Source organism: Limosilactobacillus urinaemulieris (assembly GCF_014838745.1).
Taxonomy (GTDB): domain Bacteria; phylum Bacillota; class Bacilli; order Lactobacillales; family Lactobacillaceae; genus Limosilactobacillus; species Limosilactobacillus urinaemulieris.
Map to the genome: position 1 here is coordinate 1 of NZ_JABUXR010000025.1, position 15,643 is coordinate 15,643.

At 35.1% G+C, this 15,643-nt stretch carries 12 protein-coding genes and 2 pseudogenes; 3 read left to right on the top strand and 11 right to left on the bottom strand.

The annotated features are described in order from the left end of the window. The first annotated feature begins 231 nt into the window (after nt 1-231). Nucleotides 232-564, top strand: coding sequence for a helix-turn-helix domain-containing protein (locus tag HUK45_RS08775; RefSeq protein WP_191911995.1), 333 nt, complete (start codon nt 232-234; stop codon nt 562-564). Between the two features lie 1,397 nt (nt 565-1,961). On the opposite strand, the gene HUK45_RS08780 is transcribed toward HUK45_RS08775, so the two are convergent. From HUK45_RS08780 to HUK45_RS08825, 10 genes are all read right to left on the bottom strand, one after another. After that, nucleotides 1,962-2,648: a hypothetical protein gene (locus HUK45_RS08780; protein WP_191911996.1), complete on the bottom strand. Its 687-nt coding sequence runs from the start codon at nt 2,646-2,648 to the stop codon at nt 1,962-1,964. 473 nt (nt 2,649-3,121) lie between these two features. Next, nucleotides 3,122-3,526: a protein-export chaperone SecB gene (locus tag HUK45_RS08785; protein WP_191911997.1), complete on the bottom strand. Its 405-nt coding sequence runs from the start codon at nt 3,524-3,526 to the stop codon at nt 3,122-3,124. Beyond that, the gene (locus HUK45_RS08790; RefSeq protein WP_191911998.1) at nt 3,526-3,741 is read right to left on the bottom strand and encodes a hypothetical protein; all 216 of its coding nucleotides are present in this window, start codon (nt 3,739-3,741) and stop codon (nt 3,526-3,528) included. The genes HUK45_RS08785 and HUK45_RS08790 overlap by 1 nt, the downstream gene beginning before the upstream one ends. A gap of 255 nt (nt 3,742-3,996) precedes the next feature. Further along, complete coding sequence (locus tag HUK45_RS08795; protein ID WP_191911999.1) at nt 3,997-4,335, bottom strand: hypothetical protein; 339 nt, start codon at nt 4,333-4,335, stop codon at nt 3,997-3,999. 234 nt (nt 4,336-4,569) lie between these two features. Beyond that, the gene (locus HUK45_RS09760) at nt 4,570-5,778 is read right to left on the bottom strand and encodes a tyrosine-type recombinase/integrase (protein WP_328797172.1); all 1,209 of its coding nucleotides are present in this window, start codon (nt 5,776-5,778) and stop codon (nt 4,570-4,572) included. A 33-nt stretch (nt 5,779-5,811) separates the two neighbouring features. Further along, a complete protein-coding gene (locus HUK45_RS08805) occupies nt 5,812-6,015 on the bottom strand; it encodes a hypothetical protein (RefSeq protein ID WP_191912004.1) in 204 nt (67 codons plus the stop codon). Between the two features lie 231 nt (nt 6,016-6,246). Continuing rightward, nucleotides 6,247-6,486: a hypothetical protein gene (locus tag HUK45_RS08810; RefSeq protein ID WP_191912000.1), complete on the bottom strand. Its 240-nt coding sequence runs from the start codon at nt 6,484-6,486 to the stop codon at nt 6,247-6,249. 66 nt (nt 6,487-6,552) lie between these two features. After that, complete coding sequence (locus HUK45_RS08815; protein WP_191912001.1) at nt 6,553-9,477, bottom strand: P-loop NTPase family protein; 2,925 nt, start codon at nt 9,475-9,477, stop codon at nt 6,553-6,555. 15 nt (nt 9,478-9,492) lie between these two features. Continuing rightward, nucleotides 9,493-9,957 carry a hypothetical protein gene (locus HUK45_RS08820; protein ID WP_191912002.1) on the bottom strand — a complete coding sequence of 155 codons (465 nt, stop codon included), beginning with the start codon at nt 9,955-9,957 and terminating at the stop codon, nt 9,493-9,495. A gap of 1,434 nt (nt 9,958-11,391) precedes the next feature. Next, nucleotides 11,392-12,591, bottom strand: coding sequence for an IS110 family RNA-guided transposase (locus HUK45_RS08825; protein WP_187549765.1), 1,200 nt, complete (start codon nt 12,589-12,591; stop codon nt 11,392-11,394). A 937-nt stretch (nt 12,592-13,528) separates the two neighbouring features. Here HUK45_RS08825 and HUK45_RS08830 point away from each other — a divergent pair. After that, nucleotides 13,529-14,093 (top strand): annotated as a pseudogene (locus HUK45_RS08830) (recombinase family protein). A 40-nt stretch (nt 14,094-14,133) separates the two neighbouring features. On the opposite strand, the pseudogene HUK45_RS08835 reads toward HUK45_RS08830, so the two are convergent. Further along, nucleotides 14,134-15,057, bottom strand: a pseudogene (locus tag HUK45_RS08835) (IS30 family transposase). A gap of 138 nt (nt 15,058-15,195) precedes the next feature. Between HUK45_RS08835 and HUK45_RS08840 the strand changes: the two are divergent. After that, a partial coding sequence (locus tag HUK45_RS08840; protein ID WP_191912005.1) for a 3'-5' exonuclease occupies nt 15,196-15,643 on the top strand: 448 nt, incomplete at its 3' end.

A 15,643-nucleotide genomic window follows, 5' to 3' on the forward strand; every position in this document is an offset into this window, starting at 1 on the left:
ATTCAGCACACTAAAGGCTACCGGTCTTTTCTTTTTTTGTAAATAAGCAAATTGGTATAGAAAAAAGGATTTTCACGACCAGATGATTTATTCATCCAACCTATGAAAATCTTACACTAACTTTAGATTATGTTCTACACGTATTATAATAACACAGTTTTCTTAGAACTTATTTTTATTTCAGTTAGTTCATATCCTTGGTATATAAGCATTTAAGATTGAGGGTATAATATGAACAAAATTGGAATAAATGTAGCAAGTCGGCGTCATGAACTAGGTATGACCCAAGAAAAGCTAGCAGAATTAAGTGACCTCTCCATTAACTTTATTTCAAAAGTTGAACGTGGCGCGGCTACGGATATTAAAGCCGGAACCTTACAAAGTCTGGCTAAAGCATTAAATGTTTCAATGGATGAGTTAATGAGCGGTAAAATGAAAGAACATCATGCTGGTCCACTGCAACAACAATTAGTTGAGCAATTAAACAGTTACGATCTGCAATATTCAGAAACGTTGTGTCAAAGTATTTTGAACCTACTCAATAACCAGCAAAATAAGCGATGATTAATGGTACTGGGCTTTATTATTTAGAGACCTGGTACTTTTTATTATCATGAGTACCGGGCTTGAAAAATTTTTGACCAGGTACTCAATAGAAGTGCTCCCCATTTCGTCCAGTTTGATCCGTATGGAGCTTTAATATAGTTGGCTATCAAATTACTTACCCTAATATAAAAAAGTACCGGGCTTCGCTTTTTGGAAGCCCGGTACCAAAGTCAATTGATGATGAATTAGTACCTAGCTTAAAAATTACGAAGCCACGTACTAAAACTATTTTGGGTTGTCTCTACCTATATATATCACCATATCTTTTAAACTATTGAGAATTAGTCTCCCAATATGATAACCATTTAATTGGTACCAGGTCTGATTATTTTTTGACCAGGTACTAAGATTCCAAGTAACAAAAAAAGACTGGTATCAAAGACCAGTCTATACTCTTATATATAGGTTCCAATCTGTTTCTTGATCAACAGATTCGAGGCATTAAGCCAAGTATTTAGGGAACAATGATTAGCGTTTAATCCGTTTGGGTAAACCATTTAAATCACTACCATTTATCTTACCAAGGAACTACCAAACCTGTATCATTATATTATCACAATAATATTTATAATTCAAATAAATTTTATAATATATTCAATTTAAATCAGCTTTTTTCTTGAATTGAGTAAAACTACTCCAATTTTTAATATCTTAACACGTTTTAACACGCGATCAACGTTGGTATACCAACGTTTACAAGGCTTCAACTTTCAAAAAGTTTCTGTTAATATCATTGTGTGTTTAAAGCACCTACCAAAAGGACTACAAAAAAGCCTGTACTAGCAACGTTAAACGTTGTTAATACAGGCTTTTCACTGTTATAAAATGCTGACTAGAGTCGCTGTTTTGTAGTAGCTGAAGTATTGGTACGACAGCATTCGGCTCTAAACGTGTTAATATTTTATGTTAATTTCATGGTCAGAAACTATGGTCAAAAGCTGACATGGCGGCAATCTAAAGTATTTTGAATTATTCTATCTAAATGATTACCTTTAAGCTAGAATAAACTTTTGCTTTGTCAAAGTTTATTAAGTAATTGCTTATATCGTTAATTATTAACTGACCGTTATATATTTCTTCTTTATTTAAAAGGAGTGTGATTCGAATCTTTTAATAACATGCTCTAGCGACTGGGTTAAATGAGCATCATTAATCAACAAAAATTATTCTATCAAATTATAAAGTGGAAAGCAAGAACCAATTTTAAAATAATCAAAAAAGTGATAGATTTCACCAACAATGATGGTAACAATTAGCAACTACGCTTATTCTTGCTATATTAGCGATTCAGGTACTTCAGCTACTTATATGACGGGAACTTCACTTAATTTATATCTTCGGACAATACAGTACAGTCATTTAGCTGATACTTTTTCTAAAAAGTAACCAAGAGCTCTTGAATAATCTTGAATTGGCTCAAAACAGTCAAAAATATCATTTATACTATCTATTTTATTATTAATAACCTCATATTTGCGATAAAGTTTATCAAAACTCAACGCTAACATTTGAGGAAAACTTTCTTTTATTTTATGTTCAACATTATACCGAGCAAAGAAAATAAAGTCATTTTGAAACTCTTCAAGAATATAACGGAACTTATCGTTCCTTTCTGGACTACTTCCATCTTTCTTATATTCATCAATAATTATCAAAAGGTTTCTAACATGTAAATTATGATTACTTAACTCACTGAAGAAGTTTTTATATTCAGACTGAAGCATAACAACCTGGATGTTGCTGATTCTATTGGCTAATTCTTCTTGTTCTTTATTCAGTTTCTCAATTGAGCCATTAATTTTACCAAGAATTTTAGCTGTACTATTTAAATTACTCGATATTTCTTTTTGAGTATTCTCTATAATACCTTGATGTTCTTCTAACTTTCCTTGACGCTTACTCGTTCCAACATTAGCTTTATGATTTGAATATATAGCAAAAACCAACGTCCCTATGTTTAAAATAATCCCTACAAAAGCAATAATATGGTCCACACTAAAAAGCGGATTTTTTAAAGATACTGTAATATCTGCTAATATCATTTCCTCATCTCCAATACTAACAATAGTTTGTTAATTTACAACTTAGTCAATAAAATACTTTAACACATTTTAACACGCGACTATCCTTGCTATATCAACAATCCAAGCACTTCCGCCACTCAAAAATCACTTGCCAACATCCGCCCGTGTTAACAAACGTGTTAAAGCAGTGCCATTTAAGCGACGAAAAAAGCCTGTAGCGCCAACGATAATCGCTGGTATTACAGGCTTATATGTGCTTTGTAGTGCTCACTAAAGTCGCTTTTTTAGGGTAATTCAGTCCTTGATGTAAAAGGATTCCACCTTAAACGTGTTAAGATTATGCGTTAAATGCATGGTCAGAAACTTTGTTCAAATAGCATCGTTATGGGACTTTAGATCACCATTTTCAAAAATTCTTCAAGCTTAAATAAGTTTATATAATTAACTCCAAAGCCCTTTTAGAGCAATAGTTTGATAATCTACTTAATATGCTACTTTTTATCCTGTTTATCTATTAAATTACCGATATTCATAGTCGGTAATACTAACGCAGGATATTCACCACTCATTCCAGTAAGTTGACTTATTACCATTCTGAAGTACGGGAAAAGTATTGCAGTTGCATTCTTTTTAAGCAAATTATCAAGCCCTAACTTTGCCTCATCTTCTTCAGCATTATACTTGAACATTCCTTCTATCTGTACATCAACGTTAAAAGGAAGTTCATCTTTAGATGAAAAGTCAAGAACAACATTAGCTTCTTTATCACTGTTCTTATGGAAACTAATGTTGATGTTAGGATTAAAGCTTGCTTCATCTTCTTTGGAATTAAACTTCAGATTACGTTCATATTCCATTTTTAGAATATGATAACCCTTAAACTCTAATACAACCATTACGCAACCTCTTTCATGTTAGAAAACAGATTACTTGCACCCTTCATGTAGTAACCCTTCTGCTCTTTTAGAGAATAAGTTGCTCTACCTTCACTGATAGTCATTGATTGTTCATTAAAAGATAGCTTTAAACTTTCCACTAAAGCATCCGTATCGATTTCATCAAAGAAATCGTTAACACTTTGTTGAGTTATATTTAAATCTTCAATCCGCATTATGATTCCTCCTTAAAATTATACGGCTTTATTGACTTAACGTCTTCAGGGTATCTAATAGTAAATTCTGTACCATTAGGTATCCCGAGTCTTTGATAACTGTTGTTAAACGGTGGTAAAAATGTTTCTGTTTGTTTTTTTTCAAACCTAATACAAATACCATTTTTCCTCAAATACACAATGAACATTTCTGTCATAATACCAGCAAATAAGTCTATTTTACCATTAGGTCTACCTGGTATTGCATTAAAAATATTATTGGCCTTTTTGGACATTTCGCGAATTCTGAGAAAATATTCTAAATTGTTTCCGATGATCGGGATTTGTAAAATCTAAAATACTATCAGAATTCTCAATATCTACATCAACTTGTAAAACCTGACTGTCCATACCAAATTTATTTATAAAACGCAATGCCATACTTGGGTCATCTACGAAAGTATATGTTCCATATCCCAATGATCCAGGAATTTCAAACTTCTTTCGTTCACCCTCATACAAAATTGATTCTATAATGTGTAAATTGCTATGAAACCTACCAGATTTAAGTATCTCTTTAGCATTTGAGGTTGTAGTACCATGATATAATCGCAAAATATACTCCCAACCTGATATTACATTTAATTAAACAACATGAACAGTTATATTATACTTAACTATTCAGCTAACTCTATATTACACTATATAAAAATATATTACACTATATAAAGCATTTTTCTCCGATTTTTAAAGACTTACGTCATCATTAATTGTATTGACTAAATTTTTATATCATTAACAAACTCACCTACTAAAAATAGCCATGCAACTAAATTGCACGGCTATTTTTTACATCGACAAATAACGATCCATCAATCCACTATAACCAGTGTTAAAGGTCTTCACATAGTACCGCATATAGACAGCTAATGAATTACCCAATCTATTGCAAGCGTAACTGTAATCACCAAGTCTTGCTAATCTGGTTCCACATGTAGTCCTAAGCGTATAACAACTCAGTGGCAGGTCGCCATTATTAACACCAATTCGACGACAAAGTTCCTTTAACATGTCATTCATCGACCGCTGTGTTACCGGATAGCCCAATCTAGCTAACCGATAATCCGTCAAATTCAAAAATAGTAAGTCACTAGTGATTTGTAGACCTTTGTCTTTAATGAACTCTTCTTGTTTCTGCTTAAAGATTTGTAGCTGGTCGTAGAGTTGCTGAGTTATTGGTGGCATTAGACGACTTTCACCTTTGCGACGGGCCTTTAAGTGCCCGTTTAATCCTTTAGTCAGTTCGGAATAGGAATCATTAATCCGAAATGCCCAATGACCTTCATCTTGGGTGAGATTAGCTAGCTTCAACGCTTGAATTTCCTGTGGCCGCATTCCGGTTTCCGATTCCACCCATAACGCCATTCTAACTACCCAACGTTGAATTGGAATTTGATTCAAATCATCTTGAATTGCTTGCCGAAAGGCTTGAAACTCCTGATCCGTCATCGCATACTTCTCTTTAGTGATGGACTGCTCATCCTTTCTAAAGAAGTAATCAATTGGCCGTTTAGGAACTGGTGACTTAACAATTACGTCGCCCTCCAGAGTCAAAAAGTAGGTCCGTAATTGTTGCAACAGCTTACTAGCAGTTGAATGAGTAGTAATACTGGCATGGTGCTCTCTGGCATAGGTAGTAATGAACTCTCTGATCGTATCTTCATCACAGTTTCTGACCTTTACCCCGCCAAGGTAACAATGCACCATTTTTTCGGTGTACTGCCAAGTCTTAATGGAAGCCGGGCTCCAGCGTTCCATTTTGATCTGCTTATTAATCCATTCAGATAAAGCCTGTGGTAAGTACATACTGCCCGTATTGAAATCATGGCCTGTCTTGATTTGATCAATGAGATCCGCTTCAATTTTCCTAGCTTTCGACTTTGTTTCCGCATAGTGAACCGGTGCCGAAATCAGTTTCCCATGCACACTGGTCTGCGGTCTGATCCAGTATTGCCCACAATGCTTACTATTTTTATTGGTTACTAATTTAATCGTCACAGGTTATCACTCTCCAAGCACATTAATAAAATATTAACGCGCTCGCCAGGTTGTGATTTGCCTGAATCCCGCTGTTTTCAACCAATTAACTACCTCATCAACCACAAAGTAGCGTCTCGATTTCGGATCCAACTGATGGTATGGCATACCCAACCGGATTAGGGTATAAATGTAACCATTACTGCAACCAATGATGTCCGCTAGTGTCTTCAAGTTAACAATTTCATCTTTAACCATGCCCATTTTCCTTCCTTAACCGCTGAATTTCATTCCGTAATGTTTCGATTTCATTAATAACTTTCACGTAGGTCACCCTCGGGAAATAAATTCCCACTAGTTGACATTCGTCGTCATAAACATTCACTGATGCTTTTATTGTGCCGCTATAAGTATCAAGTGCGTTAAACTTTTGCGAAAATTTAGTCTTTTTAACATTCACCGTTTTTTCTTCTAACTAATTGATTAACATTAGTCTTTTCCACCCTTCTTATTTTTCAATTCGACAATACTTTTTTTCAAGCTACGCGTTAATTCTTTATACGTTTCAATAGGGAAATAGACTCCTTCAATCTCGTCATCTTCACCCCATACTAGTGCAAGTGGATTATCATCGATTTGTTGATTCATGACCAGATTAATGTCGTCAAACCATGCTGCAAATTCCTTATTAGTAAACGATGCTGCCTTATATCCTCTATTCATTTTCATTTTTATTCTTCCTTTCAGATTCAAATAGAAATTCTATGTTAAAATTAATGTAATTAAATATTTTTGTCAGTTACTGAATTTAAATGGTTTAAACACTTCATTGGCGTGAGGGTATTTATCCTTTAGATTTTCGTAACCGTGATGCCATGCCTTTAATGACCTTATTTCACCAGTATCGAAATCCACACTATTTACTTGATCTGGCATAATATTGAAGTCATTGAGCATGGCTTTCATTTTTTCTTGAGTTAGCTGATCATTAGTAGAACAAATCACTTTCTGGAGAGTTCTTCCATTAAAATGTTTCCGTTTCAGTACAAGCCCCAACAATTCTAGCTGATCCGTAAATGACCGATAAGATACCCCTGGTTGCTTAGTTTCATCCTTATAAACATTAAAGAGTTTATTAGCCTGCATTCCAATGAGGTCGTACGGTGAAGTGATTCCTTGATTTTCAAAGAACAGTTCTAAGGAATCATTTAATAATGACAACTTAGATGCTGCTGAATACTTATGATCAAAGATTTCTACCCGTTCTTTATCAGTCATTTTCATTAAATTAGCAGCTTCCCGCATGATGATATAGAACAATGCTTGCCATACCTTCGGATTATTAATAAAATCAGCAACCTTAATAACATTGCCGTTCTCATCTTTAATCGGATCTTCTTTGAGTGTCTTTGGCGAATCAATCACGAACATTCTAGCTGCGGTTCCTTCCTGCGTAACTTGCGGTATAGAATTAGTCGCAATTACGATTAGTGAAGGTAATGTTACTGGATGATCCCGCTCATATTTTGCGGAAGCATTTTGTGCTACCCCAGAAATCACTCCATTAATTACTGTTCCCGCATTAGCAGTAATAATATTGTTCCGACTGGAAGATTGGAAATCATCGAACCATAACATTAACATGCCGCTTTTAGTATCGTTAAGAGCAATGTAATGACCATCAGTAAAAGCTTTGTTAACATTCTGTGTATTAGAAATGATGTTGGAACCAATCTGATCAGGATCATTAAAAACTTTTTCTAGCAAGTTTGCTAATGTACTCTTTCCAGCACCACTCTTACCTTTTAGTACAATAAAAGTTCTTAATTCCTTCATAATCTCTGTATGTTGGAGTGGAATTAGCCCAAGCATTGCTTTTAGCTGACGCTCCTGTTTAGGAGCCAGATGTTTAATAAAATTATTAACCTGATAGTATTCTGTGCTGTTAACAATGCCCGGACTATAGTTAACGTTCACATGATGTCCAACCACATGACCATACTGTGTATCGATTTGGATCTTACCTTTACCATTCAACCAGATGGTCTGGGTATCGGAATTGAAGCCACTCCCTAAAGTGTCTTGGTATTTGTCGTCCTGAAGCAGTGCTAAAACATTATTTTTAACCAAGTCAAAATGTTGCTTCTGCTTCTTATTCATGTACTTTTTCAGCAAATGATTAACCACCGAAGCCTTAGAGCTGTAAACATTATGACTATCCTTCACCATCAGCTGACCATTAATCACAACGGTATTCGGATCGTTATATACCATATCGGCCATATCCAGCTGAGACAATCCCTGCTTTTTTCTTAGCTTGGTTAAATACTTAACCACTTGGTTAGGGTTCTCATCATTTTGAATTGCCCAAGCTTGAGCAGTCATAGTAAGCAGGTTGTATTGGTAAGCCAGATTAACATTACTTTGCTGGATCTTATTTACCTCATACTCTAACCACTTTTCAATAGTTTGGTCATTTCCCATGGGGTCAATAACTGACGGAATATAGTTATTGATGATTTGAACTCGGCTATTATCCAAATAATCATCAATATCTTGGATTTCATAAATCTTAATAGTCTGGTCCAACAAATTAACTCCACTTTTCAGTTTATCTTCAGTAGCAAAGACCTGATTCTGTAATGCCCGCTTTGTGAACTGATATGCCCAGTCATCAGGGTCATTATCATCACCTAGGGAAACATTGTAGAAATGCTTCTTCGGTACCTTGTATTCAACATCATTAACCCCAGCTTGCTGAAGAATTTTGTCCAGATCCTTGAATCGTTCTTGTTCATCCAAAGCCTCTAAACCATCAACATCTGGTTCAAACATGTAACGATAAAGCACTCTAATCACCTCTCCTTCTTTTTCTTTGACCAATGCTAAAGTGTCTTGATCAACCTCATTTAGTTTAAGTGTCCTCAAGCTTTGTCTTGTTTCCCGTTGATACAACGAATTAACATCGAATTCATGGTTTCGACACTTATAATCTGCTGGTGAATTGATCAGTATATATTCCTGCGGGTTCTTAATAATTCCATACTTCCACTTCTTAGTAGAGAAAGTTAAATGTGGAATCTGTTCCTGATAATATTGTTCGAACCTGGAAAACTCCTGTTCAAACTTCTTACCGATCTGCATAATAAAACCATCATTAAGACAAGCTAAAATATTATCCAGTCCCCAGTAGTTCAGAACATCAAACATAAAATTCATGGAGCTGAATACTGGGAGTAGTCGATTAACATATCTCCCTCTGCCACTATCATTAGTAGAACATGCTTGGTTAAGCCGGAATTTGATGTCCGTCCTCTCCTGAACTAGCTTAGGATTAGCCTTATAACCATCAATTTTCTCAATCGATTTCTTCCTATTATATAGAGCTTGATTTTGACTATTTAAAAGACCAAGTTCATAAGCAAAGGTGGGAAGCATTGAATGCACATCAATCTGTACTACATTGTGTGCAACTACTTTGTTGGCACTATAAATACCGTTCTTAGTGAACTCAAACGTTGATTTGGAATTATTTTGGAATGGCCCTTTGGCAACCAATTCATTAAATACCTGCTCTGGTAGTAGTTTTATTGCTTCGCTTTTACCAGACTCGTCCTCACAACGTCCACTAAACTCTTTGTTTAGTTGAAGCATTTCTGCTTGAAGCAGGTAAGAAGGTGTGCTCGGGAAAGTCATAATTCCAATATCATCGATTAACATTCTGTTTCACCTCAATCATTCTACGGGCCAGCCACTTTTCATTTTCTTGAAATAATGTTTCATACGAACATTAATGAGGCCAAAGTCCGTTTCTGCCGTTGGATCATTATCCACAACTCTAAAGACACCTCGATCATCAATTCGACAATTGGTGATCTCATGTAGCCGTCTTTCGAAGATTTCCTGAAAAACTGGATGTTCAAGTTCAGAATGTGCCTCTACTAGATCAGAAAATCTTGAATACCGTACGATCCTAAGATTAGAGTATGATGGTTCATATATTTTTTCATAAGCATTAGAAAAGAAATGCTCACCCGTTGCTTCTTTTGCCATACCGCTAAATTTAGTGATCTGAAATAATACATTAAGGTGAGGAATTATAATACCAATCCCGCCATTATAATTTCCGTGGTGCTTGCGAATGAAAACTGCAAAGTAAAATTTAGGATCTGTCTTCTTTCTTACTAAACCATTGGCCATATTAAAAACTTCCTTTCGATTTCATTGTTGACTTTTGTTATTTTTATATAATTATTCTGTTTGAATAGGTCCTGCTCTTATTTGCTTTATCATAATAATCGCTCCTAGGCTTAACTGATTTATTATTAATATTTATTTATATATTCATGATACAAAATTTAATAATCAATGGACGAAAAAGTTTAAATTTTTTCGATATTTTTTTATTTATAACGTAAATACTGTTAGATAATGCTTAACCAGCTAAACCAATGTATTTTTGTATCAAAATCGCATTAAATTTAGCTAAATTCTTCTTATAAAAGTTCTGAATTAGCCGTCAATTTTCTAATTTATAGTCAAACATTTTAATCAATTCACAGTAATAAAGTTAATGATCATATTAAATGCCCATTGCCAAACACCATTTCTAATAGTCTGTTGCAGTATTATTCATTAGTGAAAATACCCATAACCTCAAATTAATAAGGCTACGGGTATTTTCACATTCAACATTCCAACTTACGCTTCTTTACAGCGTGCTCTTTACATGCTCAACCAATACTAGACTTAAACAGGTGTCAGTTGTGTCGGATTTTAGCTAAAAACATAATAAATAACTATTAACTACTAATTTCAACATCAATTACTATTATTTCTCTTCATTAATTAGTTAATTTAAAAAGTTCTGTTCCAAACCTGACACCTTTGACACTTTTTCTTCCAAATTCTTGATACCATTAGCTTTAGTCATTATTTATTGATTGGCACCATAATTATTAAAAGTTGTCCCAATGCTTGCTATAACAGTAATCTGCTGGTGTCAGCTAACTTAACACCAGAGTGACACCATTTGAGTTAATAACTAGCCTTTTTCAAAATACAAAGTCCGGTGTCAAAAATGGTGTCGCACATCTGCTAAAATGTGTCGGTTTAGCTGACACCGAACTTCAGCTTGACTATGTAAATTTGATTATATTTACTGCAAGACCCTGATTTAAAGATTTTAAACTAATGGATAAAGCAGTTATATTAAGATACAGAAAAACCGCTCAGCCTGAAAGCCAAGCGGTCGTCAAAGTCGCTAAACCATGCTATAATATAACCGTAAATGAGAATATATTATATTCAACAATTAGACTGATAGCTTAACGGTAGCGCTCTTGTTCTGGTGTACGGCAATACACCACCAGTCAAGCGCAACAGAGTGCACCCTCAAGGGTATCAGCTTCTAAGTTGACAACTCGTGCATTGGTGGTCGCCAGTGCACTTTTTCTACGTAAAGTCAAGTAAATAAACACTTCACTTTAGAGAGAACTTCTTATTAAGAAAGGGGTTCTCTTTTAATTTTACAGAGGTTTTTATCATTTATACTGCAATATAAGAGTATACCAAAAGGAACCTCACTGATTATATGAATGAGGATAATAAAATATTATGATAACTGGTTAGAAATTATGACTTTGCTGTGCCATAATCATACACTTGGTTATATTTAACAAGATGATAAATAGTTCTAATAAGACGGTGCATTGCGGCTATAGCAACTTTCTTAGTTCCTCTTCCAGAAGACTGCTGTTTTTTCTTTTGATAAAAATCGTTAATATGATTTGGATAGTAGTGGGCAACAGTAGCTATATTTTGAATAGCCTTAAATAAGACTTTACGGGCAATAGGATTCCCTCGTTTACTTATATGATCTGCCGCTACATAACTGCCTGATTCATAATGACGAAGATCTATTCCAATATAGGCATTTAGTGCGTTACTACTTTTAAATCTTCTAATATCACCTAATTCACCGATTAAAGAAACAACTGTAGTTTTTCCAAATCCTGGAATACTAAGGAGACAGTCATATTCAGGCAAAGACTTAGCCAATTCTACCATCTTTTCAATAATTAATGCTTTTTGATTATCCAGAACTATTAATTGGTGAGTTAAATAGTTGATTTGATAATATAGACTCGATTTAATTGATACAGTAGGATAAGCAAACTTTGCTAATTCTTGTAATTTATCGGTTAAGTTAGCTGTTCTCTCAGCAGATGTATTATCAGGAGCCTTCTCAATAATAATTTTTTCAATGGAACTACCATTCATTTTTAATACTGTTCTAGGATCACTGAACTGATTTACTAGTTTCCAATAGAAGGTGCCTTTAGGCTGATACATTAATGATTCTATTTCTGGAAACGTTAGTTGTAATGCACGATGTAGTCTGTTTTTGTTAACTACACAATCTCTAACTATTTCTTGATAAAATCTACTTAAATCCATAAGTTCATGGTAAATAGGATTCATTTTATACGTAAACAAGCGATTTAATAAGAATTGCGTTTCTGCTAAACGACGAGCATCGTTTCTATCAGTTTTATTAGGTCTTAAATTATCTAACTGCTTTTTCGCTTTTAATGGATTCATACAGACATAATTAAGCTTTTGATGATCTAAGAAAAATTGAAGTCGTCGTGAATATACACCTGTAGCTTCAAAAACTATCTCTGGATTGTTAAAAGTTTTTATTAATTGATTCAGGGATTTGAAACCCTTAGAATTCAATGATAATTTGTCCTCTTTGACAAGAATTTTATTGACTACAATTGCTATATTCATTGAAGCTTTACTTACATCTATTCCAAATACGCAACGCATAACAATATCATCTCCATTTGAAGTTCAATCATTTAGCTCTACACATCTAATTTTCAATACACGGCTTTTTCTGCCAACAGACTTTGAAGAGATTCTAAGTAGAACTAATGAAGTTGCCAGTTTTTATTACGACATAGATTGCCAAAGTGCACTGCGACATGTCAACTTCATTACTACTTTAACAAAAAAGTAGTGGAATCTGAGATCCGTCGATTTCAGATTCCACTACTAACTTAGTCTGTTTTTATTATAACAATTTTATAAGGATGTTGAAGAATTACTTTTCTTGCAACTATTGATTAGACACCTTCTTTTTAACTGAATAGCTAAATTAAGCTTTTTAGGATTCATAACATTAGGCTAATTCAAGTATTAACAGTAAATGTCAAGTTACCTTGGTTGCCCAATTTATTTGGTGTCGGTTGTGTCAGGTTTTAGATGAAAACATAATAAATAACTATTAACTACTCTTTTCAACATTAATTACTATTATTTACCTTCTTAATTAGTTAATTTAAAAAAGTTCTGTTCCAAACTTGACACCTTTGACACTTTTCCTCTCAACACCTTGATACCACTGACTTTATCCATCATTTCTTGATTGACACCATAATTATTGAAAAGTGTCCCAATGCTTGATATAACAATAATCTGCTGGTGTCAGTTTAACTAACACCAAATCGACACCATTTGAGTTAATAACTAGCACTATTCAAAATTTAAAATACGGTGTCAAAAATGGTGTCGCACATCTGCTGAAATGTGTCAGCTTACCCGACACCTAATTTCACCTTAGCTATGTAGATTTCCATCAAACCGCACTATATTTAATGCAAGCCTGTTCAAAAACTTTTAGCTTTTTGAATGAAGTGGCTGAGCCTATAACATCAAGCTTTAATGATGTTCAGAAACTTATGGTCAAAAAGGATGGATTGAAATGACACAATATGGCTATGCTAGGGTCTCTACTAAGGGACAAGAACTAGCAGATCAGATTAATCAATTACAGAATGCTGGAATCAGTGCGGATTGTATCTTTTCTGAAAAATTTACCGGAACCACTACTGACCGCCCACAATTTGCTAAACTAACCCAATTGGCAAAGCCGGGTGATGTGATTACGGTTACTAAGCTGGATAGGTTAGCTAGAAATACCCGGGAAGCATTAAATGTAATTGACCCATTGATGAACCAAGGAGTGAAAATCAATGTGCTCAACATTGGCATGTTGGAAAACTCAACAGTAGGTAAATTAGTTAAGACCATTCTCTTGGCAGTGGCGGAAATGGAACGGGATATGATTGTGGACCGAACACAAGAAGGCAAACGTTATGCTAAACTGCACCGGTCTGATTATCATGAAGGACGCCCTGCCGCACTACCAAGCTGCCTATGAGTATTTGCTTACTCATTCCTATAAACAGACTGCGAGTGCTTTTGATATATCAATTTCAACTTTGCAACGAATCCGGAAACAGGTAGAGCAAAATAATATAGCTTAGTTTTCAAAAAGGCAGATTGCAAGAAATAACTTGAACGAATTTAATGACGCAGATTAAGCAAGAAGATCTCGATTGGTGTATGCCAGTTAAGACATTTAAGTGGCCGGGAATTCAGATACCAATTGATTTGAACCAGCTTGTGATCGCTTAACTCTTCAATAGCTTGGCCTTTGGGAATAAAGCGCCGTAAAACTCGGTTACGGTTCTCATTACTACCGCGTTCATGTGGTGAATAAGCATGGGCAAAATAAACCGGAGTACCAGTTAGCTGCTCAATTGCCTGGTAGTTAGCGAACTCTTTACCATGATCTACGGTCAGCGTCTTGAGTTTGTCTTGAAGTTAACTAGCTAGTTCAAGTACGGCTTGAGTCATGGATTGACTATCGCGACCATGGAGCCGTTTAACAATTGTCAGGCGACTCTTACGCTCCACAAAAGTAGCCACAGCTTGACCTTTACGTTTGCCAGAAAGCACGGTGTCAGCTTCAAAGTGGCCAAATTCCTGGCGAGTTTCGATTTTATGAGGACGCTCCTCAATTGAGCGGCCGTGACTGAATGTACCACGCTTTTCTTTAGCGCGATGGCGACGTATTCCATGATCAGGCAAATCAGATAACTGCACATCAAGCCATTTTTGATCAATCCAGTTATAAACCGTCTTGTAGGCAATCCCAACCACATGGGCAACTTGTTCAGGTGACCATTTCTGGGTTAGAATCTTTTCCTCAATCAAGTGCTTAAGGTTTTTAGTGAGCGAAGACTTTCGCCCACGTTGACTAACCTTTCGTTCGCAGTCAGATTGCGCTAGCTCAGCCTGATACTCACCATTTAGTCGGTGAAGTTCATTAAAGATCGTGGTCTTACTAAAGCCTAAGTAGTTAGCGATATATCTCAAGGAACGTCCTTCATTATGAAGCGTTTCAATGACAATGCGGTGCTGGAATGATAAAATAGTGGTGCCCATCAAGGTCCTTCTTTCTAATGGAATGTTGAGGTAACACCATTAAAGACCTTGATGGGTTTTTCTGTCCACTTAAATGTTCAACTTAAATTTTACAATCTGCCAAAAATATATATTATTTTGCGCTGGAGGATTTGAAAAATGGTAAAATACTATACTCCATTTATATACTGGATTGACACTACTGGTTTAGACTGGCAAAGTGATGAAATTATTCACCTAACTATCACCGATTTATTTGGTAACATTGTGTTCTCTCACTTGTTCAAACCAGTAAAAATTAAAAGTTGGGACCCGACTCTGCAAGGCTTCCATATCACACCAGAAGATGTTGCTAACCAACCACCACTAAACGATTACTTGCCAACCATTCAAAAGCTCTTTAGCCAAGCTGATACTTTAATTGGCTTTGGCAATTCTACTTTTGATGATCTGTTCTTACAACAGGTTGGAATCAAATTGCCACAGGTGATGGAAGTTGATTTACAGCAACAACTCTTTAAAAAGTATCACTTATTTGATCACGCTCCATCAATTTATGAGTGTGCAGACTATTTTCACTATCAATTAAATCCCAAGACGGCGACTT